This window comes from Robertmurraya siralis, from assembly GCF_005502275.1.
Lineage (GTDB): Bacteria > Bacillota > Bacilli > Bacillales > Cytobacillaceae > Robertmurraya > Robertmurraya siralis.
This window is the reverse complement of the sequence record NZ_SWLZ01000012.1, coordinates 41,190-65,785: the sequence shown is the minus strand read 5'-3', so window position 1 is coordinate 65,785 and position 24,596 is coordinate 41,190. Positions and strand designations below refer to the sequence as shown.

Annotated in this window: 26 protein-coding genes and 2 riboswitches; of the genes, 13 read left to right on the top strand and 13 right to left on the bottom strand. The window is 37.9% G+C overall.

The window, feature by feature from the left end; genetic code table 11:
• Window positions 1-19: 19 nt before the first annotated feature.
• Entirely contained in the window at window positions 20-988 is a 969-nt protein-coding gene (locus tag FCJ93_RS14530; RefSeq protein WP_095313366.1) for a sugar phosphate isomerase/epimerase family protein, read from the bottom strand.
• A gap of 185 nt (window positions 989-1,173) precedes the next feature.
• Here FCJ93_RS14530 and FCJ93_RS14525 point away from each other — a divergent pair, with 185 nt between their 5' ends.
• The 7 genes from FCJ93_RS14525 (at window position 1,174) to FCJ93_RS14495 (ending at window position 8,904) form a co-directional block, all read left to right on the top strand.
• Entirely contained in the window at window positions 1,174-2,163 is a 990-nt protein-coding gene (locus tag FCJ93_RS14525) for a LacI family DNA-binding transcriptional regulator (protein ID WP_095313363.1), read from the top strand.
• A 14-nt stretch (window positions 2,164-2,177) separates the two neighbouring features.
• On the top strand, window positions 2,178-3,182 hold the full coding sequence (locus tag FCJ93_RS14520; protein ID WP_095313361.1) for a Gfo/Idh/MocA family protein: 1,005 nt from the start codon (window positions 2,178-2,180) through the stop codon (window positions 3,180-3,182).
• 174 nt (window positions 3,183-3,356) lie between these two features.
• Window positions 3,357-4,181: a sugar phosphate isomerase/epimerase family protein gene (locus FCJ93_RS14515; RefSeq protein WP_137744011.1), complete on the top strand. Its 825-nt coding sequence runs from the start codon at window positions 3,357-3,359 to the stop codon at window positions 4,179-4,181.
• Window positions 4,178-5,182 carry a Gfo/Idh/MocA family protein gene (locus FCJ93_RS14510; protein ID WP_095313356.1) on the top strand — a complete coding sequence of 335 codons (1,005 nt, stop codon included), beginning with the start codon at window positions 4,178-4,180 and terminating at the stop codon, window positions 5,180-5,182. Before FCJ93_RS14515 ends, FCJ93_RS14510 begins: the two co-directional genes overlap by 4 nt.
• A gap of 97 nt (window positions 5,183-5,279) precedes the next feature.
• Window positions 5,280-6,263, top strand: coding sequence for an ABC transporter substrate-binding protein (locus FCJ93_RS14505; RefSeq protein WP_095313354.1), 984 nt, complete (start codon window positions 5,280-5,282; stop codon window positions 6,261-6,263).
• A gap of 72 nt (window positions 6,264-6,335) precedes the next feature.
• Window positions 6,336-7,862, top strand: a complete 1,527-nt coding sequence (locus FCJ93_RS14500) for a sugar ABC transporter ATP-binding protein (protein WP_137744010.1) — start codon at window positions 6,336-6,338, stop codon at window positions 7,860-7,862.
• A complete protein-coding gene (locus FCJ93_RS14495) occupies window positions 7,843-8,904 on the top strand; it encodes an ABC transporter permease (RefSeq protein ID WP_095313349.1) in 1,062 nt (353 codons plus the stop codon). Before FCJ93_RS14500 ends, FCJ93_RS14495 begins: the two co-directional genes overlap by 20 nt.
• Before the next feature lie 179 nt (window positions 8,905-9,083).
• On the opposite strand, the gene FCJ93_RS14490 is transcribed toward FCJ93_RS14495, so the two are convergent.
• Window positions 9,084-9,533, bottom strand: a complete 450-nt coding sequence (locus FCJ93_RS14490; RefSeq protein WP_095313347.1) for a DinB family protein — start codon at window positions 9,531-9,533, stop codon at window positions 9,084-9,086.
• 427 nt (window positions 9,534-9,960) lie between these two features.
• Here FCJ93_RS14490 and FCJ93_RS14485 point away from each other — a divergent pair, with 427 nt between their 5' ends.
• The 3 genes from FCJ93_RS14485 (at window position 9,961) to FCJ93_RS25910 (ending at window position 11,228) form a co-directional block, all read left to right on the top strand.
• A complete protein-coding gene (locus tag FCJ93_RS14485) occupies window positions 9,961-10,158 on the top strand; it encodes an acetyltransferase (RefSeq protein ID WP_095313344.1) in 198 nt (65 codons plus the stop codon).
• A gap of 168 nt (window positions 10,159-10,326) precedes the next feature.
• Window positions 10,327-10,635 carry a DUF4406 domain-containing protein gene (locus FCJ93_RS14480; protein ID WP_095313340.1) on the top strand — a complete coding sequence of 103 codons (309 nt, stop codon included), beginning with the start codon at window positions 10,327-10,329 and terminating at the stop codon, window positions 10,633-10,635.
• Window positions 10,636-10,967: 332 nt separating this feature from the next.
• On the top strand, window positions 10,968-11,228 hold the full coding sequence (locus tag FCJ93_RS25910) for a DUF4085 family protein (RefSeq protein WP_137744034.1): 261 nt from the start codon (window positions 10,968-10,970) through the stop codon (window positions 11,226-11,228).
• 120 nt (window positions 11,229-11,348) lie between these two features.
• Here FCJ93_RS25910 and FCJ93_RS14470 read toward each other — a convergent pair whose 3' ends face one another.
• The 11 genes from FCJ93_RS14470 to FCJ93_RS14420 form a co-directional block, all read right to left on the bottom strand.
• Window positions 11,349-12,713: an MATE family efflux transporter gene (locus FCJ93_RS14470; RefSeq protein WP_235879491.1), complete on the bottom strand. Its 1,365-nt coding sequence runs from the start codon at window positions 12,711-12,713 to the stop codon at window positions 11,349-11,351.
• A 131-nt stretch (window positions 12,714-12,844) separates the two neighbouring features.
• Window positions 12,845-13,459 carry a thiamine phosphate synthase gene (thiE, locus tag FCJ93_RS14465; protein WP_137744009.1) on the bottom strand — a complete coding sequence of 205 codons (615 nt, stop codon included), beginning with the start codon at window positions 13,457-13,459 and terminating at the stop codon, window positions 12,845-12,847.
• The gene (thiM, locus tag FCJ93_RS14460; protein WP_095313326.1) at window positions 13,456-14,256 is read right to left on the bottom strand and encodes a hydroxyethylthiazole kinase; all 801 of its coding nucleotides are present in this window, start codon (window positions 14,254-14,256) and stop codon (window positions 13,456-13,458) included. Before thiM ends, thiE begins: the two co-directional genes overlap by 4 nt.
• A 17-nt stretch (window positions 14,257-14,273) precedes the next feature.
• Window positions 14,274-15,074: a bifunctional hydroxymethylpyrimidine kinase/phosphomethylpyrimidine kinase gene (gene thiD, locus FCJ93_RS14455; protein ID WP_095313324.1), complete on the bottom strand. Its 801-nt coding sequence runs from the start codon at window positions 15,072-15,074 to the stop codon at window positions 14,274-14,276.
• Window positions 15,043-15,564 (bottom strand): energy coupling factor transporter S component ThiW, encoded by a 522-nt coding sequence (thiW, locus tag FCJ93_RS14450; RefSeq protein ID WP_137744008.1) that lies wholly within the window; start codon window positions 15,562-15,564, stop codon window positions 15,043-15,045. Before thiW ends, thiD begins: the two co-directional genes overlap by 32 nt.
• Window positions 15,565-15,579: 15 nt before the next feature.
• Window positions 15,580-16,569, bottom strand: coding sequence for an ABC transporter substrate-binding protein (locus tag FCJ93_RS14445; protein ID WP_137744007.1), 990 nt, complete (start codon window positions 16,567-16,569; stop codon window positions 15,580-15,582).
• Window positions 16,570-16,588: 19 nt separating this feature from the next.
• Window positions 16,589-17,347: an ABC transporter permease gene (locus FCJ93_RS14440; protein WP_137744006.1), complete on the bottom strand. Its 759-nt coding sequence runs from the start codon at window positions 17,345-17,347 to the stop codon at window positions 16,589-16,591.
• A gap of 1 nt (window position 17,348) precedes the next feature.
• Window positions 17,349-18,071, bottom strand: coding sequence for an ABC transporter ATP-binding protein (locus tag FCJ93_RS14435; protein ID WP_137744005.1), 723 nt, complete (start codon window positions 18,069-18,071; stop codon window positions 17,349-17,351).
• A gap of 14 nt (window positions 18,072-18,085) precedes the next feature.
• Window positions 18,086-18,775, bottom strand: coding sequence for a thiaminase II (tenA, locus tag FCJ93_RS14430; protein ID WP_137744004.1), 690 nt, complete (start codon window positions 18,773-18,775; stop codon window positions 18,086-18,088).
• A gap of 98 nt (window positions 18,776-18,873) precedes the next feature.
• Window positions 18,874-18,962: riboswitch (TPP riboswitch) on the bottom strand.
• Window positions 18,963-19,055: 93 nt separating this feature from the next.
• Window positions 19,056-19,164: riboswitch (TPP riboswitch) on the bottom strand.
• Window positions 19,165-19,578: 414 nt separating this feature from the next.
• Window positions 19,579-20,709 (bottom strand): alanine dehydrogenase, encoded by a 1,131-nt coding sequence (gene ald, locus FCJ93_RS14425; RefSeq protein ID WP_137744003.1) that lies wholly within the window; start codon window positions 20,707-20,709, stop codon window positions 19,579-19,581.
• Window positions 20,710-20,824: 115 nt separating this feature from the next.
• Window positions 20,825-22,081, bottom strand: a complete 1,257-nt coding sequence (locus tag FCJ93_RS14420) for a PucR family transcriptional regulator (protein ID WP_235879490.1) — start codon at window positions 22,079-22,081, stop codon at window positions 20,825-20,827.
• 520 nt (window positions 22,082-22,601) lie between these two features.
• Here FCJ93_RS14420 and FCJ93_RS14415 point away from each other — a divergent pair.
• Genes FCJ93_RS14415 through celB form a run of 3 tightly spaced genes read left to right on the top strand, consistent with a single transcriptional unit; the run spans window position 22,602 to window position 24,558 of the window.
• The gene (locus FCJ93_RS14415; protein ID WP_095313296.1) at window positions 22,602-22,904 is read left to right on the top strand and encodes a PTS sugar transporter subunit IIB; all 303 of its coding nucleotides are present in this window, start codon (window positions 22,602-22,604) and stop codon (window positions 22,902-22,904) included.
• Between the two features lie 13 nt (window positions 22,905-22,917).
• Window positions 22,918-23,250, top strand: a complete 333-nt coding sequence (locus FCJ93_RS14410) for a PTS lactose/cellobiose transporter subunit IIA (RefSeq protein ID WP_095313294.1) — start codon at window positions 22,918-22,920, stop codon at window positions 23,248-23,250.
• Window positions 23,251-23,265: 15 nt separating this feature from the next.
• Window positions 23,266-24,558: a PTS cellobiose transporter subunit IIC gene (celB, locus tag FCJ93_RS14405; protein WP_095313292.1), complete on the top strand. Its 1,293-nt coding sequence runs from the start codon at window positions 23,266-23,268 to the stop codon at window positions 24,556-24,558.
• Window positions 24,559-24,596: the final 38 nt, after the last annotated feature.

Below are 24,596 nucleotides of genomic sequence, written 5' to 3'. Positions count from 1 at the left end.
AGCAAAAGGCCCGTGCAGTTTATGTCCACCACATATTAGAAGTAGCTTCTTTAAATATTAACGGCTTTAACGTATTCACTGCTTTTGATAATCCTTCATCAATCGACATAAGGCCATCTTCATGTTCGATACTGACGACATAGTCATAATCGTAAAGGCGGAGGACGCTCAGCATGTCAGCCCAAACTTTAGCGTCGTGCCCGTAGCCAACCGTACGAAAATACCAAGAACGATTTTTCATATCGGCATAGGAGGTCATATCCGTAATCCCGTTCCGGTTTAAAACAGGCTGATCGATGATTGTATCTTTAGCATGAAAGTGATATATTGCTTGTTCGCGACCTAATATTTTAATTGCCTCAACTGGATCAATTCCCTGCCACCACATATGGCTAGGATCAAGATTTGCTCCAATTGCTGCCCCACATTCTTTTCTTAATCGAAGAAGAGTGGCAGGAGTATGGACAGAAAATCCGCCATGCAATTCAAGTCCAATTTTTACTTGATGTTGTTCAGCAAAACGGGCTTTATCCTTCCAATAAGGGATTATTTTTTCTTCCCATTGCCATTTCAAAATCTCTTGGAAATCATTTGGCCAAGGAGCAACTGGCCAATTGGGGAATTTTGCGTTTTCGTGATCGCCAGGACAACCGGAAAAAGTATTGACAACCGGAATATTCAAGCGGTTTGCTAACTTGATTGTTTTTGTTAATAACTCATCTGCTTCGTCACGTATCTTTTTTTGTGGGTGAAGTGGATTGGAATGGCAGCTTAAAGCGCTTACAATTAAGCCGCGACTTAATATTTTATCGACAAATTCCTTTTGTTTTTCCTTATCATTTAACAACTCATCGATGTCACAATGAGCGTTCCCAGGGTAGCCACCCGTTCCAATTTCGATTGCTTCAATCCCCATTGCAGCTACATGATCTAACATTTCCTCCAAGCCTTTATCCGAATACAATACAGAAAAAACACCTAATCTCATAAAAATCAAACCTCCTTATAACTTTTGTAATCCGTTACATTTGATTATAACAAAAAAATAATTGAAATAATCATTAAAACTCTAAATATATTAACTTTTTTTGATGATTGACAAAGCAAGAAATTAATTTTACAATTTATTTTGTAATCGATTACATTACTATGAGTTTGAAAGCAGGATGTTTGATGGCGAATATACAGGAAGTAGCGCAAAAAGCTGGGGTTTCAGTTGCTACCGTTTCAAGAGTGCTAAATAACAATTCAACTGTAAGTCCAAGCACTAGATTAAAAGTTGAAAATGCAATAAAAGAATTAAATTATGAACCGAGTATGCTCGGGAGAAACTTGCGAAATTCGGAGAGCCGTCTTCTACTAGTGTTGATTCCAAGCATTTCAAATCCCTTTTATACGGAAATTATTAATGGTATTCAAAATACCGCAATTGCCCATCACTACAATATTCTTCTATGTGAAACTAATTCGAATCCAGAGCGCGAAGATATCTATTTTAATATGGTAAAAAACAAATTGGCAGATGGTGTCATTTCCATGGACCCTACAGTCAATATGCAAAAATTGATTGAGCTTGCTGAAAACCATTCTATTATTTTATGTAGTGAGTATGATGAAAGCAATGTAATTCCGTATGTAAGTATTGACAATGAATTGGCCGCTTATCACGCAGTTAAGCATTTGATTAAAATAGGCAATGAAAAAATCGCACTTATCAATTCAGACGAAAAGTTTCTTTATGCGAGACAGAGAAGAAGTGGCTACGAAAGGGCTTTGGCTGAATTCAATCTACCGCTGCGCAAGGAATGGATCTATAATACAACCCAGCTTGATTTCCAAGACGGAGTGCAAGCGATGAGAATGCTTCTGAAATTAAAAGAAAAGCCATCTGCAATCTTTGCAGTATCAGATACTTTGGCAATAGGTGCTTTAAAGGAAATGAACGCATCAGGGTTAAAAGCTCCAGATGATATTGCTGTCGTCGGCTTTGATAATATTAGTTTCTCCAATATGACAAATCCAACTTTGACTACGGTTGCTCAACCAATGTACAAAATGGGTTGTACTGCTGCGACCATGTTAATTAATAGTATTCATGAAAATAAAGTGGAAAGCATTTTGTTAGATCATGAATTGATCATTCGTGAATCGACAATGGGTTAAGGAGGTTACAAAGAATGGGGATTTCAGTAGGGATTATTGGCTGCGGCTCCATCACGAAGCATCGCCATGCACCAGAGTATAAAGCAAATCCTTATGTTGATCGTTTAGTTTTCTTTGATCATAATCAGGAGCGTGCAATGGCGTTAGCCGAAAAATTTGCTGGCCATGCGGTTCAGTCTGTAGAGGAGCTTTATCAAGATCGGACGATTGCAGCAATCAGTGTTTGCTCAACCAATGATGTACACCATATTCATTCGATTCAAGCATTATTACACGATAAGCACGTTTTATGTGAAAAACCGCTGGCAATCAGCATAAAACATGCTGAAGAAATACTCGAAGCACAAAAGAAGTCAGGAAAAAAATTAATGGTTGCTCATAACCAACGCTTTACTGAGGCTCATAAAAAGGCAAAAGAATTAATTGACAGCAAGCAACTGGGTGAAGTCTTAACTTTTACAACTACTTTTGGTCACCAAGGTCCTGAATCATGGGGTGTTAATAAAAGTAATTCTACCTGGTTCTTTAAGAAAGCTCGTTCTTATTCGGGCGTTGCAGGCGATTTAGGGATCCATAAAATCGATTTAATTCATTATCTATTGAACGATGAGATCGCTGAAGTCCATGCTTTCCATAGCGCATTAGATAAAGTAGACGAAAATGGGGAGCCAATAGAAGTATGCGACAACGTTGTCTGTGCGCTAAAAACAAAAAAAGGACGTCTGGGAACCGCTTCCTTCTCTTGGACATATTATGGTGCCGAAGATAATTCTACAGCGATTTATTGTCAAAAAGGGATCATAAAAATCTATCATGATCCGAAAGCACCGTTAATTATTGAAAAAAAAGATGGAGAAGTGTGCAAATATCAATTTGATTCCATTCAGACGAATGACAATCAAACTAACAGTGGGGTTATTAATGCCTTTGTTGATGCAATTGTTCATGATAAAGAACCAGAAGTTACAGGAGAAGACGCAATAGCTACTTTAAGGGTCATTGAAAAAATACTAACATAAAGTAAAAAGATCAGTCTTTTTTAAATGGAATTGACGAAGTCAGAATTTTCTTTTACTATAGATGTAACGGATTACATAATCAGCGATTTTACTTCTCTATAAAATTAGTAAAAGAACTGAAATATCGGAAATGTCGAATAATGAAATCAATTACATCAATTAAAGGAGGTACGCATGATAGATCAATTGGCTATTAATTCAAATACGTACCACGGCTTTTCATTGGAGGATGCGGTTAAAGGGGCTGCTAAAGCTGGATTTAAGCAAATTGAGCTTGCAGCAGTAAAAGATCATACGGCTCATGTTTTACCAGAAATGTCGGAAAAAGAATTACTTGCAATAAAGAAACTGCTACATCAATATGAAATGCGCTGTGTTGGGATAGGAGCTCATAGCAATGTGATGACGGAAGCTGGCATCATTAATGTGCTCAAAAATGTCGAATTAGCAAATTTTTTTGAGTGCAAATATATCATTACTGCCACCGGAGACCCCCATCACGATTCAGATGTCATAGAAGATGAACAAATATTAATTCGTAATCTACTGCCAGTTATTGAGATGTGCGAAAGATTGAACAAGGTTCTCGTGATCGAAACACATGGAAATAATTACGCCACTGGAACTGCTTTAAATAGGCTTGTTCAATTGCTTTCTAGGCGAATAAAAATCAACTATGACACAGCAAATGTGCTCTTTTATGGAAATATTGAGCCGTACGATGATTTACAGGCATCAGTAGCGGAGGTTGAATTTATTCATCTGAAGGATAAACTCGGCGCTAATCAAGAATGGAATTTCCCTGCTATTGGAGATGGAAATATTAATTTCCTAAGAATTTTCCAGATACTTGAACGCGCAAATTATAAGGGACCGATCAGTGTGGAAATCGAATTTACCCCTGAAGGGCCGAGTGGCCTTGAAGTGGTGAACGATAGCGTTCAACGTTCCTTCCACTATCTTTCTACCATTCTAAGTAAACTGGGAGGAGTAAGATGAAGAACATCGGATTAGTAGGCTGGGGCTTTATTGGTAAAACTCATTTTGACGCTTATCAACAAATTGAAAGCGCTAACGTTGCTGCCGTCTTTAGCAAGAGCGATGAACAAAAAATAGATGGACCTAACTGGAAAAAGGTTCGATTGGTGAAAACGTACGAAGCTCTTTTGAACGATCCGCAAATTAACATTATTGATATTTGTTTACCGACATTTTTACATGAAGAATTTATCATTAAAGCAGCAGAAGCAAAAAAAGATATTATTTGTGAAAAACCTTTGTCATTAACAGTTGAATCGGTTGAAAGGATCATAGAGGCAGTTCAACGAAATAAAGTGAAATTGTTTGTCGCCCATGTGCTTCGATTTTGGCCCGAATACAAAGCAATTAAATCGTATTATGATACGGGCAAACTGAACCATGTTGAATTCATTCATGCGGGAAGATTAGGGCAAGTACCAAAATGGAACCATTGGTTTAAATATCCTGAAAAAAGCGGTGGAGCCCTCTATGATTTGCATATTCATGATATAGATTTTATTTGCCATCTTCTTGGTGAAATCAAAACTGTATATGCCGTCGGCTCGAAAAATGAAAATGGGGCATGGGATCATATTATGACCACTCTCATTTTGAAAAATGGCACGAAGGCATTTGTTGAAGCATCACATCGTATGCCGACAGCTTATCCGTTTTCAATGTTTTTTCGAATTCAAGGAGAAGATGCTGCGATTGATTTTCGCTTATCGGCTGGTAACAATATCGAGAGAATCACCCAAAGTTCTGTCCACTACTACAAGAGTAATGAAAAATCTTCTATAGATATTCCTCAAGAGAATGCATTTCAAAATGAACTTTCTTACTTTATCAACTGTGTTGAAAACAATGAAGAGAATAATATTATCCCATTAAACGATGTACTTGCAACAATGAAAATGATGGAGGCCATTCAAACATCTCTGGAAAGTGAACAAATAGTGCAATTATCCTCAGTTGAATGAAAGCGCTTTAACAAATGGAATCTTTTTCATAACGATAGTTAAATTGTTATGAAATCGACTCAGGTAGATTACTAATAAATTTAGGGGGTTAATTTTTATGAAGAAGGCGTTAAAGGTATTTTCATTATTTGTGCTAATATTGGTGCCCGTTTTAGCCGCATGCAATAATACGACAACCAGTAGTAATCCTGGAGATGATGGAGGGGATGATAGCAGTAAAAACAAGTACAAAATTGGTATTCTTGCGCCTGCCGTTACCCATGGCTGGGTTGCTGCCGTAGCTTATCATGCTGAAGCAAGAGCAAAGGAATTGTCTGATGATATCGAGTATCAAATTCAAACGAGTTCGAACGCTGAAGAAATGACGTCACAGCTTGATGATCTCATGACATGGGGAGCAGAAGCGATTGTTGCTTTTCCGCAATGGGAAGGGATGGAAGTTCCGATTCAAAGGGCAGTTGATGCTGGGATTGAAGTAATTAATTTTGATATTGCTATAAATGTAGATGGGGTATATCGTGTTGCTGGTGACAATGAAGATATGGGAATTCAAGGAGCAAACTATATTGTCGACAAAATTGGAACTGAAGGAAATGTGGTTATTTTAGAAGTTCCATCTTCTGGTTCCGTCTCAGAATTGAGAAAGAAAGGCTTTGTTGAAACGATCGAAAGCCTTGCTCCGGATATGAATTTATTAACCTATGCTACCCAATTTACAAGGGAGGATGGATTGAAGGATTTCGCCGATATTTTAACAAGTAATAGCCAAATTGATGCTGTTTATTCGATGGATGATGAGACGTCGATTGGTGTTTTGCAAGCTATTAGAGAAGCAGGTCGCACAGACATTCAAGTGGTTACTGGTGGCGGCGGTATGCAGGAATACTTCAAGCTGATGCCTGAAAATGAAGATATTTGGATTCAGTCTGCCCTTTATAGTCCTGCGATGGTAAAGGATGCTGTCGATATTGCGGTGAAAGTATTAAATGGAGAGTCGGTAGAAGAAGAGACGATCATCCCGACAACGATTGTTGATCGAGATAATTATGAACAATTTTTAGACGAAGGTTCACCTTATTAAGTTAGATGAGAGAGGGATAGCAGTGCCTGAACCCTCTCTTTTAATACATAAACCATGTGTGGAAGTGATACTATGCGGATTGAAATGAATCATATTAATAAGGCTTTTGGTCGCAACGAAGTCCTCAGAGACGTTTCTTTTTCCATAAAAGGTGGGGAAATCTGTGCTTTACTGGGGGAAAATGGAGCTGGTAAATCAACACTAATGAATATTCTCGGCGGTGTCCTCAAACAAGATTCTGGTTCAATTGTTATCAATTATCACGAAGTAAACTTTCAATCTCCCGCAGATTCGCAAAAACAGGGGATCGCATTTATCCATCAGGAACTTAACCTGATTAATGACTTGCCAATCTATGAAAATATGTTTCTTGGGAGAGAGCTTAAGACAAAAAGTGGCGCTCTTGATCTGGAAAAGATGCAAAAAGAAACAGCAAGAATGTTTCAGAAAATGAAGCTCGAATTAAACCCGACGACGATGGTCCATGACTTAGATGCTTCCTACAAACAGATCGTGGAAATATGCAAAGCGATGATGGCGAATGCCTCGATCATTATCATGGATGAACCAACTACATCTTTAACTGAACAAGAAATAGAACGTGTTTTTACCATGATGAGAACGATGAAAGAGCATGAAGTTGGGATCATTTTTATTTCTCATAAATTGAATGAAGTGATGGAGATTTGCGATCGTTTTGTCGTTCTGCGTGATGGCAATTTGGTAACGGACGGCAATATTTCCGATGTGTCGACCCATGATCTTGCACGATATATGGTCGGCTACGATGTCAGAACCGAGTCATTGAGACGAGAGAAAAAGTTAGGGGAAGAAGTGTTGCGAGTAGAAGGGTTAACCTCTGAGCCATTTTTTAAAGATATTGATTTTTCGATACATGCTGGAGAAATCGTAGGCTTTACAGGTTTACTTGGTGATGGGCGAAGCGAACTCTTTCAAACGATTTTCGGAGCTGAAGGAATTCCAGAAGGAAAACTATGTTTAAATGGTGATAAAGTAACAATTAGAAGCACGACTCAGGCTATTGAAAAAGGGATCGCGTATCTTCCTCGAAATCGCAAAGAAAATGCCATTATTAAGGATATGAATATTATTGAAAACGCCTCTATTGTTACATGGCCAATATTCGCAAACAGAGGGATTATTTATGCAGAAAAGCACAAAGAAGTTTTCGAGAGTCATCGGAGAACACTTCGGATCAAAATGGGCGAACTAACAGATAGTATTAACAGCCTTTCAGGTGGGAATCAGCAAAAGGTGGTATTAGCGAAATGGCTGGCTGCAAATCCACAGCTCCTCATTTTGGATAATCCTACACAAGGGGTCGATGTAGGTGCGAAAGAGGATATTTATGATATCATCTTGAAGCTTGCAGACGAAAAGATTGCCATCGTCGTATTGTCAAGTGAAGCCCATGAAATTATCCGAGTCTGTGATCGTGCCTTAGTCATGTATCACGGGGTGATCCAAGGAGAGTTATCGGGTCAGGACATGACTGAACATCAAATTATGACTCTAGCTACCGGTGGGAAATTACTAGAAGAAGAGGAGGGCCATTTCAATGAGCACATCGAATGTTGAAAAACTGAATTTCTTTCGTTGGTTTAAACATAAATGGTCAAATGAACCGTTATTTAGTACAGCTATTGCACTTATTATCATGATTATACTGCAAACATTAGTATTAGGTTTTGACTATGATTCGTTCGGGAGCTGGTTTCAGTCATGGACTAATAACTGGATTAATATTTTAAGAAACAATGCAAGTATCGGTATTATCGCATTAGGTATGACCTTCGTCATTATGACAGGTGGAATCGATCTAGCAGTCGGTTCCACATTAGTGGCAACAGGTGCGTTTTCCATGATTCTCCTTGATACAGGAACTAAAGGGATCTTGGGAATGCTTGGAATGACTGGTATGCCTGCATTTATTGCGACGATTGTACTCGTGCTTTTATTTGGTTACCTTCTTGGGGCGCTAATTGGAGTGACGATTACAAAAGGGAATGTCCCACCATTTATCGTGACGCTCGGAGCAATGCTTATTTTCAGGAGTGTTACCCAACACTTTATGCAAGGCTATAATACAACTCTTCCTTCTGAATTTTTACAGATTGCCAGCTTTAATATAGGAAACTACATGATTATGCCAATCATCTATTGGGCTGTCATTGCATATATTCTCTATTTTGTGTCAAAGCGGACCACTTTCGGGAGACAAATCATTGCCGTCGGCTCGAATGAAAGAGCGGCAAAGTTATCCGGTGTAAATGTTGATAAAATAAAATTACGCGTCTATGCTTTGATGGGACTGCTTGTCTCGATCGCTGCCATTATCCAAGTTTCTCGTGTCGGTTCAATGGATTTTTCAAATGCCGGTAGAGGAATGGAGATGGATGCCATTGCAGCAGCCGTTGTCGGTGGAACAAGTATGAGCGGTGGAAGAGGCTTCATTTTAGGAACGGTATATGGAATGCTTATTATCGCCGTCATGAACAATTTATTAAATCTATTTGGTGTTCCGCCATTTTTAAGAGAAGCTTTTAAAGGTTTCATCGTGATTGGGGCGGTATTATTACAACGAAAAGGAAATAAAGGAAACTTATCCCCTTCTTCATAAGTCGTCTAACATTTACTGCAGCAGTAAATTGAAAAATGCGAGTGAACGAGTAAAATTGATGCTTTATTTAGCTGTTTCCCCATGGTACAAAAAAGAGGCTGGGATTAGGTAAAAAATTGAAAGCAAAACGCATGTAACCAAATTTGATTCCATGCGTTTTTTGATTTCACGAGCCTCTTTTAACGATGCAGTTTTTCAGTGATTTGTTTTAAATGGTGCTCGTCATGCATGAGGAACATTTTTGTAAAGCTTTCTCCTGAAAACTTCTTTTTCCTTCCACCAATAGTAAATTGTATGCCATTATCCACGGCAGCCAATTGTTTGGTTAATTGTTTTCGAGTTTCAATAAATTGCTCTATGATCGTTGCTACTGAATCATTCTTTAAATATGCGAGCGCTTCCGCATTATACTTGTCATGTTCAGGAAACGGTGGCAAATCAGCGCCATCCGCCATTAAAGGGACCAACTTCTCTAAAATGAATTTGTCCCAATAATAAAGATGCCCCACGATATCTCTTATGGACCATTTTCCTTCATAAATTGGATCGCAAAGAACGGCTTCAGATTTCTCATTTAATTTCAAAATCTCAGCCGCAGTATCTTCAAATTTTCTAAATATTTCTTTCAAAATATGCACCTCCGTAATACTTAATTGGCAAAATTTTATCTATATTTTATCATAAGATAGGTTCATATTTTAAATTTTCGAAAAATTACGTGCTACTTCTGGTACGATAGGCCAAGGTTGTATTAGAGTAAAAGAAATTCATATTGAACTAACCTGCACTACTAACAAAAATGCTTTATTTTTTCTTTGAGAAAATATGATTGGATGTGCGGTAATTATCTTCACATCAAATACGGAGGTTACAAAGTGATAATTGGAATTATACTGCCTAAGTGATCTTCAGCGTTATAAAGAAAGTATAATGAGAATGTGTACAGTTAAAAGGGTAAAAATTTTGCAAGTAAAGGAAACATAATTACCGGTAGTTCGTAAGTATAGATGAACAAAAATTTATATTGATATTCTTTGAGATTGGAGCGACCAGAACATGGAAGAAAAAGTGTGTCCAAAATGCCATAGCGATCAATTAAAAAAAGGCATTATTCAGTCAGGAAATGCGTCAGTTCAAATGTTTTCCTTCACTAATCCAAGAGGGCAATCATCATCAATGACTTCACTTTATTGCTCACATTGTGGGTATGTTTTAGGTTTATATGTTGAAAATCCAAGAAATGTTGGAAAGTAATATTCCAGTAGCAATTACATATCGGGATAATTTATTTTCCGGGGTGAAGAGGCAAAGTTCATTGAAGTAGATGTCAGATAGAGAAATAATGATAACAAACGGCTAGTTAAGCGATAGAGCAGAATAATGGAACAAACTATTATCCTAAAGGAGGTAGGTCATATTTATATGAAAGTTATTACATTATGTGGCTCTACAAAGTTTAAAGAGCAATTTGAGAAAACAAATGCTTATCTTACAATGCAGGGCAACATTGTGATTAGTCTTGGCTTTTTTGAACAAAGCGAAGGGATTGAAATCACACAAGAACAAGTAAGATTATTTGAGAAAATACATTATGAAAAAATTAATATCTCTGATGAAATTGTGGTAATTGATGTAGATGGCTACATTGGAAATAGCACAAGAAAAGAAATTGAGTACGCAAAAAAACAAGGAAAGTCCGTGCGTTACTATTCTCAAATTGATATAACATAAAGATATTTTATTTAAAACTATTTTTTGCCATTTTCAAAAAAGAGAATCATCTTTTATAGTTTAACGATGAGATCGTTAATAAATTTTACTCTTTATTGAGAGCAGGAGAATAAAAAAAATGGTATGAGCTTTGATTTTCATCTGTCCTTATAGAAAGATAAGCAGGCTGAAACATTTTCAACAACTTTATAGCAATGAGTTAAAAAAATGGCTTCATTTGCAAAAAGAGATTGCTGAAGATGATGAAATCGAATGTGAACCTTTTAATCGAGAGAGGGCTATCGAACAATTTCACGAGGGGTTTATTTATAATCAAGAGCTCTTAAAAAGAAATACCAGAAACAATTTTATCAGACATAGCTGATATAAGGGTCTTTACTTTAAACAAGGCAACTCGTTCGGTCATCAACGCTGTGACAAAATTTTGTGAGGATAATGAAAGATTTGTAGATAAAACACTAAAAAAATATGAAAAATATGTGAATGCAAGCTCTGATAGAATCGGCAAAGAGGCTATTGAGAATTTGAGCTTTCATGATTGTGCCATTTTAAAATGGGTTCAACAGGATAATAACTTAACATTACTCCTTTAAAAATAACCATCCAGTATAGTTCTCCGATTCAAGATGCTTGAATATGGTAAAAAAAGGATAGATACTTATCTATCCTTTACATTATGCAGTTTATAGACTTACTCTAAATCTATATTTAATTTATCCTTTATTCACCTGCACATCTTTCATACATGTCTCCCTTTCCCAAGGGCGGCTTTTCCAGCGCCTAAGGGCGAGAATTCCTCGAATCCATTCGTCCATTCCTTGAGCGATCCAAACTCCGAGTAAGCCTAATCCTAGATGAACTCCAAAAACATAACTAAAGACGACAGCGACTCCCCACATAAAAACAATTCCAGTAATCATGGGAAAACGGACATCACCAGCAGATTTTAATGAGTTCATAAGGACGATATTCATTGCTCTTCCTGGTTCAATGAAGACAATTGCCCACAGAACGGGGATTCCGACCGCTAGTATCATTGGGTCGTCTGTAAACATTCCTAAAATCGGAGAGCCAACTAAGGCAATCACCAATGAAACGATAAAAGATGCAGCAGTGGCAATTTTTAATGTCCTTAATCCACGGTGAAGAGCTTTGTCATACTCTTTTGCTCCAATATATCTAGACACCAAAATCTGTGTTCCCATTCCAATTGCCATCGTAAATAAGAAGCAAACCATGGAAATATTAACGATATAGACCCTTGCTGTTAACGCAGCCGCTCCAAGTGAAGCAACTATCCCTGTAATAATGAGCTGTGAAAATTGATAGGACAAATTCTCTCCAGCAGACGGTAGACCGATTCGAAGGAGACCAAAAAAATCGACATGATCAATTTTTACGATATCACGGAATTTGATTGAAATAGCAAGCCTTTTATATACTAGAAAAACTAAAATGACCACGGCAACTACTCGAGCGATAACGATCGCCCAGGAAACACCAACTACACCTGTGATTGGAAGGCCGAATAATCCGGAAAGAGCAAAAATGTTCCCGCCAATACTAATGATATTCATAAGGATGGTAACAACCATCGATTCTTTTGTATATCCATAGCTGCGTAGCACGGCACTAAGTGCAAGAGCAAGGGATTCGAAGAATAAAGAGAGGCCACAAATTTGCATAAAAATGAGCCCATAATCATAAATTTTTCCTTGTACATCAAAGAGTTTTAAAAAATGCTCTCCAAATAGAAAGACAATAAGCGCCATCATTAAGCCGAACCAAAAGTTCATTCCAAAGGCAGAACGAGCCATTTGTTTCGCATCGGCCAGTTTACCTGCCCCAATCTTTTGTCCAATTAAGATCGTCGCACCTATTGAAGTAACATTAAATACTAAAATAAAGATGTTAAGAAGTTGATTGGCGACTCCGACACCTGCCGCCGCGTCATCAGAGTAGTGACCAAGCATAAAGGTAGCGATTATTCCCATACTCATATGTAACGCGATTTCAATAAAAAGTGGCCATGTAATCTGAAACAGTGTTTGTTCTTTATATTTATTGGTTTCTTCCACGACGTTATTTTCTCCTTTTGAAATTCCAAATCTCAAGTACTCATTCATTTTAATCCTATTTCTAAAAATGTAAAGGAGAAAAAATAAAAAAGACGGAATTGTCTTTTCTAGAAGAAATTCCGTCTTTAACTTTAATTCAATTTTTCCCTTAATAAGGAGGCTGCTTTTCGAGGAGAATCGGCTTTCATAATTTCTGATACAATAGCAATACCAGCGATTGGTAAGTCTTTTAATCTCTCTAGATTAATTAATTTAATTCCTCCAATGGCGACAACCGGAATGGAAACAGCATGGATGATTTTTTCAAGTTCTCCTTCCGCTAAAACCTTGGCATCATCCTTTGAAGCAGTTGGAAATACGGCGCCAACGCCAATATAATCTGCTCCATCTTTCTCAGCGGCAATCGCTTCTTCAACAGAGCCTGCTGAGACACCTACGTTAACAGTAGAAGGAATGATTTGTTTAATGGAAGTAAGAGGGAGATCCTCTTGTCCAACATGAATACCATCAGCTCCGACTGCCAGGGCAATATCAACCCGATCATTGATATAAAGAGGGACTTTATAGTGAGAGGTCAGTTCCTTCAGTTTAAGCGCTTTTTCAAAAAATAACTTCCCAGAGTTCGTTTTCTCTCGAAGCTGGACGGCTGTCACTCCACCTTTTATCGCTTCTTCGACAATGGCTAAAAGCTCAGGAAGTGGAATGGATTCTTCTGTGACAAGATATAATTTTAACTGTTCTTTCATGCGAAACGGACACCTTCTTCCCACGTATTCCCATCCATTAAGAAAATTTGATCCAATAATTTGATACGGTATGTACCAATCCCTTCATCTTTTTTTAATTGCTTTTTAGCAAGCTCACCTGCAATGCTCATCGTAGACATACCTGCAACTGCAGCGGCAAACCAATCAGTGCTTACACCAGCAAAAGCAGCAATTAAAGAGGCTGTCGTACAACCTGTCCCTGTAATTTTTGTTAATAAAAGATCACCATTATCAATGCCAATGACATCGGTTCCGTTCGAAATATAATCGATTTTTCCACTGATAACAGCAATCGCATTCAGTTTCCGAGCCGCTTCTAGCGCTAGTTCTCTACTGGAGATCGAGATATCACCGGCATCGACACCACGTGTGTGTGCATTGCCTCCGATAAGAGCAAATACTTCTGATGCATTTCCCCGAACAACCGAGACATTGACTGTGTTTAAATAATCTTTCGCACGCTCAGTGCGGAAAGGTGTTGCCCCAACGCCAACAGGATCGAACACAATGGGAATGCCTTTTTTGTTCGCTGCTTGACCAGCAAGCATCATCGCTTCATACATTGCATCGTCGATCGTTCCAAAATTGATCACAAGAGCTTGGGCGAGTTGAGCCATATCAGCCACTTCTTCAACGCTTGTCGCCATTACTGGAGAACCGCCAATAGCTAAAGTTACATTGGCACAATCGTTAATTGTAACTGTATTCGTTATATGATGAATGAGAGGTTGAACTTCTTTTACTTGTGTAAATAAGTCTTTAATTACTTCGTTCACGTATTCCATCCTCCGTTTTATTTAAGATTTGCCTTTTCATAAAGTTCATAAAAGTGATGCGTCGGCCCATGCCCGTGGCCTAGGTCAAGACTATGCTTAATCGCTATTGAAATATACTGTTTCGCTAATTTAACTGCTTCGAACATGGAATGGCCTTTGGCTAAATTGGCAGCAATTGCCGAAGAAAGGGTGCAGCCAGTTCCATGAGTATTTTTTGTTTCGATTCTTTCACCGTGAAGCCAGTGAAAATATTGTCCATCATAAAAGAGATCGTTTGGATTACCCTGTAAATGGCCACCTTTTAATAAAATCATTTTCGCACCTAGCTCCAATAATGCTTTACTGGCGGTGAGCATATCTTCTTCCGTGTCTATTTTCCGTTTAACGAGCACTTCTGCTTCCGGAATATTTGGTGTAATCATTGTTGACAGGGGAATCATATGCTCAATTAATGATTGGATTGCCTCATCCTGTAAAAGATGGTGCCCGCCTTTTGACACCATCACAGGGTCTAGAACAATCTGATTAGGTTGGTATTTTTTCAAAGCCTGGGCGACTGTTTCGACCGTAGCCGGAGATGAAAGCATCCCGATTTTGACTGCATCGACAGGAATATCGTCAAAGACAGCTTCAATCTGCTCGCGGATGATCCTGTTGTCTATGTTCTGTACAGACCGCACTTCTTGTGTGTTTTGAGCTGTTACAGCGGTTATCACAGACATTCCGAATACCCCGTTAGCAGAAAAAGCTTTTAAATCAGCTTGAATCCCTGCACCGCCACCTGAATCAGAACCTGCGATTGTTAGCGCTGTTTTCATGAATCATACCTCCAATTACCTTATTTCTTATTAATATTTTTAATAATCCATATCCCATCAGTGCTCCTGTTATTGAGCTAATCGCAAAGGCGGGAACAAGTCCAAAAAGCGTCGCCTCTTGCCCTAGAAACAGTACGGCGATTGGGTATGTTGCCATCGCACCGATCATTCCTGTCCCAACCACTTCTCCAAATGCCGCAAATGAGAGCTTTTTTGTTTTTTGATACAGAAAGGCAGCCAGCAATGCTCCAATCATACTTCCAGGGAATGCAAAGACACTACCCGTTCCGAGCATATTGCGCAGGGAAGAAGAGATAAAGGCTTGTAACACGGCATACCATGGTCCTAGAAGAACCGCCGATAAGACATTGGCAAAATGCTGGATAGGAAAAATTTTTGCAAAACCAACAGGGATGTAAATCATGCTGCTTGAAATCGTTGTAATTGCTGCAATTAATGCCGTCAATGTCATCTTATTTGTTTTTTTCATAGATTTTTATCCTCTCTAATTGGATATGATGTTTTTAAAAGCACTTTTTGCATCAACTTCTTCTTTTAAAATACCTGTCTGGTGAAGCCATGCTGCAACATCTTTCCAAACTTTTTCCTCTTGATAACCGAATGGGTGAGAGGGGTCATCCATTAATGGAAGAAGAACGTTTAAGCTTTCCGTTTCAACATCTCGATCAAGTGGAAAGCTGTCATTCTCATTGTTAAATAGCACTTCCAATCCTTCTTCTGGATTATTTTTGACGTCTTCTTGTCCCTTTGTAAGAGCCTGCCAAAACTTCAACAATACTTCTTCTTTCTTTTCTAAAGTATCTTCACCGGTTACAAGAATAAGCTCGTAATTATCAGGAACCCCATAATCCGTTAAAGGAAACATGTCTACGTCATAACCTTCTTTTTCAAGGAGCACAAGTTCGTGATTTACATAAGCTCCAACTAATGCATCAACATTTTTGGTTGCTAACGAAGGCATAAGATCCCAACCGACATCCGTTAGTTTTACATCGTTAGCATCACCACCATCATGTTCTACCATAGTCTTTAAAATCGCTTCACTTACGGAAGAAGAAGGGTAGCCAACATTTTTCCCCACTAAGTCTTTCGGTGATTCAATGCCATTATCTTTTAAATACATAATTCCATCTAATGAGTGACGAACAAGGGCAGCAATTGAAACAACTGGAATATCTTCAGCTCTAGACATTAATAACTGGGTTTGATAACTAATGGCTAAATCAACTTTACCTGTTGCCGCGAGCTTAAGTGGATCATTTGTATCTGCAGGCATTTCCACCTTTACCTTTAAGCCTTCCTCTTCAAAATATCTTTTTTCTTCTGCCATATAGATTGCAGAATGAACTGCGTTTGGATACCAATCGAGCATAATGCTTATTTCTTCTAGATCATTGCTAGTAGATTTAGTGTTTGAACAGCCAATGAGTATCGTTAAAATAAATATAAAACTGAACATAATCCTTTTTTTCATTTAATTTCAACTCCAAAGTTTATAATCTGTTTTTCCAACGTAATGTTCTCTTTTCTAGTAATGATGCAAGGGCAAAAAGAATAATCCCAACAACAGTTAAAATGACGATGGATGCAAATACGCCACTTGCATTTAAATCTCCTGACATTCTTCGACTATAATAGCCAAGTCCTTCACTTGCTCCGAGCCATTCACCAATGGTTGCTCCAACAAGAGAGTAGACAATCGCAATTTTCAAGCCAGAAAAAAAGGAGGGAAGTGCCATTGGAATATTTAATTTCATAAAGATTTGCCGTTTGTTTGCGCCCATTGATCGTAACAATTCAATATAGTCTTTATCACACGACTTTAAGCCATCATATGTTGCAACAACAATAGGGAAGAAAGACATTAATACCGTCACCGCTACTTTGCTCCAAATTGAGTAACCAAACCATAAAACAAATATGGGAGAGAGGGCGATGATCGGTATCATCTGCGAAATCAAGACAGCAGGGTAGAGCATTTTTTCAATTGTTTTCGAGAAATACATGCTTACTGCAAGACCTACTCCAGCTGTTACAGCAATGATAAAACCAATGGAGAACTCGGACATCGTAGCCTTTAAATGTTCAAATATAAGAGGTCTCCACTGTTCAACAATATGGTTTGCAACGCTTGTTGGCGCAGGAATAATAAAGGCAGGGACGATTTTACTGCGCACCAAATATTCAACCAAGACCATTATTAAAACGACAAAGACGATAAATAAACTGTATTGCTTTAGGAGGTTTTTCATGTTAAATCTTTTTCTCCAATTCTTTTCGCAACTCGAGCAAAATTTGCGAATGAAGCATTTCTTGATAGCGCGGCCGTGGCAAAGGAACAGTCGTTTCCTCGATCGTTCTGTCATCTTTCAATAAAATAATCCGGTCCGAGAGATAACATGCTTCTTCAAGATCATGTGTAATAAAGATAATTGTTTTATCAAGTTCCTGCCAAATTGATAAAAGCCAAGCTTGCATTTCTTTTTTTGTAATTGAATCTAATGCGCCAAAGGGTTCATCAAGTAGGAGCACATCTTTTTCTGTTAGCAGTGTGCGCAGGAAAGCTACACGCTGTCTCATTCCACCAGAAAGCTGATTAGGATAAGCTTGCTCGTAATCTTTTAAGCCTACTTTTTTTAACCAACTGCGAGCATCTTCTTTTGAAAGCTTTATTTCTTTCTGAATTTCAGCACCAATCATGATATTGTCAAGAATCGTTCTCCACGGAAATAGCAGATCCTTTTGCGGCATATAACCAACGTCACCTAGGGTGACAGGCTTTTTATAAAGGGAAATTTCACCTTCATCCGCTGTTAACAAGCCTGTGATCAACTTAAGAATGGTACTTTTTCCCGTACCGCTTTTTCCAATTAACGAAACAAACTCACCCTGTTGAACGGTTAAATACAGTTTGTCAATAACTGGATATTCTTTTTTTGGAAATGTGTAAGTAACATTTTTGAGCAAAAGTGTCATCGTCTTATCCTCGTCTAAATGGGCCAATCGTGTTCATAATAATTCATGTCCCAAAATAAGTATTCGTATTTGGATGTAATTTGGAAATGTTCCTCCAATAAAGCAAGCTCACGCTCCGGCAGTCCTTCAGTCAATTCATCCATAAGTTTAATCAACCATTTTGCGCCTTCTGCAAACGTTTCAGAATCATATGTATCAATCCATTTAGCATATGGATTTGAAGTAATACGTTCTCCATATTGTTTGCGTAAAAGTTTCCCAATTTCCCAATAATCCCAAGCACATGGTAATAAACATGAAACGACCTCAGCCAATGTTCCGTTTTGTGCAGCATTTAGCATGTAACGAGTATAGGCAAGATTGATTGGTGTTGGCTTTGTAGCTTCCAGCTCCTCACGGGAGATGCCAAACTCAGCAGCGTATTGACGATGAAGTTCCATTTCAAAATGAAGGGTTTCATGTAATACTTTAGATAACTTATCCATTGTTTCCAGATCACGTGCTTTTGTTACGGCAGCGGCAAAAAGCTTCGCATAGTCGATTAAATACACATAGTCCTGTTTCATATAATGCGCGAATTTTTCACGAGGGAGTGTACCATCTCCCAATTGCTGTACAAACGGATGACTATGGATTTTTTCCCATATTGGCTGCACGTTTTCATAAAGTCGCTCCGTAAATTTACTTGCTTTGCTTATCTCCACCTTATTTTCCTCCTTTAATAATCAGGTTTGAGTATGTTTGTATATAAATAAAAAACCGCTTTCCAGATTTATGGAAAGCGGTAAGGCATGAGAGTGTCATGCACCATTACCTACTTCCCTACGCTAGTACGAACTAGATCAGGTTCAAAGGGTACTTCTCAGCCATAAGGCGCCCCTAGCAGAAAATGAAATTATTCAGTTCAATCTTGTTCAATTAATAAAAGTTTCATATATTTATATACAAAAAACCTCCACAAAAGTGGAGGCTGCCTCTCTAAATGAAACAACATAACCACTTCCCTACGCCAGCTTTAACCGGATCAGGTTCAAAGGGTTTAGAACATCTTGCTCAATCTCAGTCCCCAAAAAAGACTCCCCTAGTGTTCATATGAAAGTTTACAATCATATTAACACGGTTTCATACCCTGTTCAAGTAATACACATAAATAAATGAATAGGAGTGGATAAACATATGGCAACAGGGTTGATGCATCATCTTGATATTTATGTTTCTAATCTAGCAAAATCAAAGGAATTTTGGGATTGGTTCTTGATTGCTCCAGAAGCAGTGAATTGAGATCAAAAGCGCCAAAACCTCTTGTTTAAGGTTTTGGCGCTTTTATTCGATTGATATATAACTCTTTCAATGAGTGTACCTACGTTTAGCTCCGGCACTTACCCTTATCAAATTTCCCATCCCATCCGAATCGGAGGTGCTAGCACCGCAGGTTTCCTAGATCTCTTACCTGTACGGTCCAATTTGTACGTGCCAGAGCTAAGCGCCTGTGCTTTTGCTCTGACAATTAAATCGGCTCAAGAATTTTTTTTAAGGCAGTATCAACGTCTACATAATCATAACCGAGATCTTTTGCGACTGCTTCGTAAGTTATGGTGCCAGCAGCAACATTAACACCACATTTTAAAGCATGATTTTCAAAAACGGCCTTGTGTACACCTTTATTGGCAATTTGCAAAGCATACGGAACAGTAACATTCGTTAGACCAATTGTAGACGTTCTTGGAACAGCACCAGGCATATTAGCAACAGCATAGTGGACAACGCCATGTTTCAAGTAAGTTGGAGCATCGTGTGTGGTAATGCGATCCACTGTTTCAAAAATACCACCTTGGTCAATTGCGACATCAACTACAACTGAACCAGGTTTCATTGATTCGATCATTTCTTCTGTAACTAATTTTGGCGCTTTTGCACCTGGAATCAACACGGCACCGATTACTAAATCAGACTCCCGCACTGATTGGGCAATATTAAGTAGATTCGACATCAATGTTTGAATATCGTTTCCAAATAAGTCATCTAACTGCCGGAGACGGTCGGGACTTAAGTCAATAATCGTCACATCGGCACCTAAGCCAATAGCAAGCTTGGCTGCATTCGTACCTACTACGCCTCCACCGATGATCGTTACCTTGCCACGTTTGACGCCAGGAATACCAGAAAGCAAAATTCCTTGACCACCGTTAGATTTTTGTAAAAATTGCGCCCCAATTTGCGCTGACATTCGACCTGCTACTTCACTCATTGGTGTCAGCAACGGCAAAGTGCGATTAACTTCTACTGTCTCATAAGCAATGGCTGTTACACCATTTTCAACCAGCGCTTTTGCCAGTTCTGGTTCAGCAGCTAAATGTAAATACGTAAAGAGAACTAGACCTTGACGAAAATAACTATATTCCGATTGGAGAGGTTCTTTTACCTTCATAACCATTTCGGCGGCCCATGCTTTAGCAGGAGTTGAAACGATTTCAGCACCAGCCTCGATATAAGCTTTATCTGTAAAGCCACTTCCAGCTCCAGCTTCTGTTTCAATTAAAACACGATGACCAGCTTTCACTAGAGCAATAACACCAGCAGGAGTCATTGCAACACGATTTTCGTTATTTTTAATTTCTTTTGGCACTCCAATTAACATTTAAAAACCCCCTTATAAAATGTTCACCAAAAAAATCTATTTTAATTATATTTTTTTGAAAATATTTTGAACATTGTTGAAAGAATAAAAAAAGAAAAGGAGTATTTGTTAAATTTCACAAATGCTCCTTTTCTTGAAGACGCTCAAGTTTTAAATCAATGAACAATGTAACTTTTTGATGGGGATCACGCAAATTTATTTCTCCTATTTCTGCGATTCGCTTTAATCTATAGCTTAATGTATTTAAATGGATATGTAATGCTTTAGCAGCTTCGTTCATATTGCTATCAAAATTCAAATACGTCTCCAATGTATGGAAGAGTTGGGAGTGATGCTTTAAATCATATTGCTTAAGCTTTTTTAATGAATGATTTTCGTAATGCTCCAATCTGTTTTTTTCAAGAATCAAATCTAAATAACGATATATCCCCAGCTCTCGATAATTGAACAATTGTGCAGTTAGATCCGGAAACTTCTTTTGGCATTGTAGAACGAAAAGAGCCTCCTGATAACTCCGTTCAATATCAGTATAATCTTGAGAAATTGTCCCACTTCCACCAGTGATTGAGTTTATACTGAACCTATTACTCATACGGGTAATAAATTCCCTGATAAATGTTTTCAAATCATTCTCTGTATACTTATCTTCGTTCGGGGCAGTGAGCATAATCACTTCCTTTTCATCAAAAACACGAAAAATGACTTTCAATTGTTGAGTCGTCGAAAGAAGGTAGAAAATTTGTTGTTGATTTTCCTTAGAAATCACTTCTTGAAATTGAAAGACAACAACAGAAAAAAAAACGGGAGGCAAAAGCTGAAATTCCACAAATTTTTCGCGGATTTCTTTTTTCGAGCGCACATTCCCTGTTAAAAGCTTCCAAAAAAACTCATTAACCCCCTCATCTGCTTCTTTTTGCTGTCCTTGAAGTTGAAGTAATTGATTTTTCACTGCTTGAGCGGCTTGTTTAAAAAGGGGGAAAGATTGATCAGATAACTTTCTCTCCACTTCCAACGCCCAAATATAACCAAGTACCTCGTTGTTTTTTCGAATTGCGATCGCGATTCGATCTCCGAGACCAACTTCTTTAATTTGAGCAATTCGTACAGGTTCATCAGTACGATTTATTTTTGCTAAAATATGATTTTTCCACAAGCTGTTAATCACTTTTTCAGGGACACGCCGCCCTATAATCGTTTGAATTCTCGCTTGATCGGATTCTTCATTATGCTGACTATAAGCAAGAAGGCGATGATTGGCATCCTCGATTGTGACAGGACAGTGGAATACTTCACTTATTCGATCTACCAAGCTTTCCAATGTCTTAAAATTTCCTTTAAACGGATTATCATTTTTACTGTAAAGATCCATCATATCCGTTCTCCTTATAAACTGAAATATGTATAATCATAGCTTACGTTTTAGGGACTTGTATATGTAATTACAAAAATTTTTTTATCGAAAAGATAGGCAATTAAATGATGCTAGTGAAATTTGCTACGTTTGTGGAAAATCAAACGCAAATGGGGGGCTTATTAATAATCATGGAGCGGATAAAACTCTTTATCACTTTTGTTAAACAGAATTATTGATAAAATGAGCCGAAAAATATTGAACAAATCTTTAATAGGTTTATAGATATTCTCTTCTCTTAAATTGGCTTTGTTAAATAGAATTGTTGTTAAAATGATTTTGGGCTCATTTCATGTGAAACCAAAGTTTCACATGCCTTTCAGTAAACATAAACAGAGCCTTCAAATCAAAAGATAATATTTTTATAATTAAAAGTATAGACATTTAATAAAATAAGTATATAATTAATTTTGTAAGCGATTCAAGAAAGCGCTTTTTCGAATTCTTAACTAATATTTCATAATAAAGGAGTTTGATTCAGATGAAGAAAATCTTATTAGCCTGCAGTTCTGGAATGTCAACAAGCCTTTTAGTGACGAAAATGGAAGAGTACGCGGCATCAATCGGAGATGAAGTAAAAATTTGGGCAGTAGGCCAGGACCAGGCAAAAAAAGAATTCGCCAATGCGGATGTTGTTTTAATCGGACCGCAAATGAGTTTTTTAAAGGGAGAATTTCAGAAAGAAGCAGAACAATACGGAATTAAAGTGGAAGTTATCGATATGATGGCCTACGGTATGGCTGATGGTAAAAAAGCTTATGAACAAGCACTTTCACTAATGTAATGGAGGAATGGTCGTGGATAACCTCAATTTAGAAGAGCTATCAGCAGAACAAGTCAATTTTATGCTTATTCTCCACAGCGGAAATGCAAGGAGTAAAATCATTCAAGCACTGCGCGAATATAAAGAAGGAAGAGTAACAGAAGCTGATCATCTGCTGATTGAAGCAGATGAAGATTTAAAAGTCGCCCATCAAATTCACTTTAAGATGGTTCAGCAAGAAGCTTCCGGGGCAAAAGTCGAGTTTGCATTATTACTTATGCACGCAGAAGATCATTTAATGTCAACATTATCAATGAAAGAGCTAGTAAAGGAATTGCTAGACCTCTTTAAACAAAAAAAATTATAAAGGGAGGAAGCAGTGATGTTTGAGAGACTAAGTAAATATCTTGTTCCAATCGCTGGAAAATTAAATAACAATCGCTTTTTATCAGTGCTGCGCGACGCATTTATGTTAGCGTTCCCATTAACGATTTTCGGTTCCATTTTTGTCGTATTAACAAATCTACCATTCTTAGAAAAAATTATGAGTGCTGGAGCTTTAGCAAATTTTAAGGACATGTTTGGAATCGCCTCCTCCGCAACGATGGGGATTATGTCTGTCTTTGTTGTATTCGGTATCGGATATTACTTATCGAAAAGCTATGAGGTGGAAGCGATCTTCGGTGGCGCTATTTCACTTGTTTCCTTTCTATTATTAACCCCATTTATTGTAACACTTGAAGGTGGGGAGGTTGTGTCAGGTGTGATTCCGCTCGATCGCTTAGGTGCAAAAGGCATGTTCCTTGGGATGATTACAGCATTTCTTGCCACTGAAATTTATCGACGTATCGTTCAAAAAAATATAACGATAAAAATGCCTCCTGGAGTTCCATCAGCAGTAGCAAAATCATTTGCAGCGTTAATTCCGGCAATCATAACATTAACTGTTTTCTTGATGATTAACGTATTGGTGACACAATTATTTAACACAAATTTGCATGATATTATTTATAACGCTATTCAAGCACCGTTGGTAGGATTAGGAAGTGGAATTGTTCCAACATTAGTAGCTGTATTCTTTATTCAAATCTTTTGGTTTTTTGGTTTACATGGACAAATCATTATTAACTCTGTGATGGATCCAATTTGGAATACTTTAATGATCGAAAACTATGAAGCTTATCAAGCAGGTGCAGCGTTACCGCATATTATTTCCAAACCATTTATGGAAATTTATACAGTTGGAATGGGCGGTACTGGTATGACACTCGTGGTTGTTTTTGCAATGCTGGCTTTCATGAAGAGCAGACAATTAAAACAAGTGGGTAAGCTTGCGGTTGGACCAGGTCTCTTCAATGTTAACGAACCAGTTATCTTTGGATTACCAATCGTCATGAACCCAATTGTCATTGTTCCTTGGATTATTGCACCAATGGTTGTAACACTCGTTTCTTACTTTGCTATGTCAATTGGTTTAGTACCACCACCAACAGGGGTGGCGATACCTTGGACAGTACCATTCTTCATCAACGGGATCATGGCAACTAACTCATTAGCGGGAGGTATTTTGCAGTTAGTAAATATGGTGATTGTTGGGTTGATTTGGTTCCCATTTCTAAAAACTTTGGATAAAACCAATTTAATGAAAGAAAAAGAAGCAGAAAAGGCTGCTTAAAATTTCAAAGCTTATAGGAGCAGGTATTTGACGAAAAA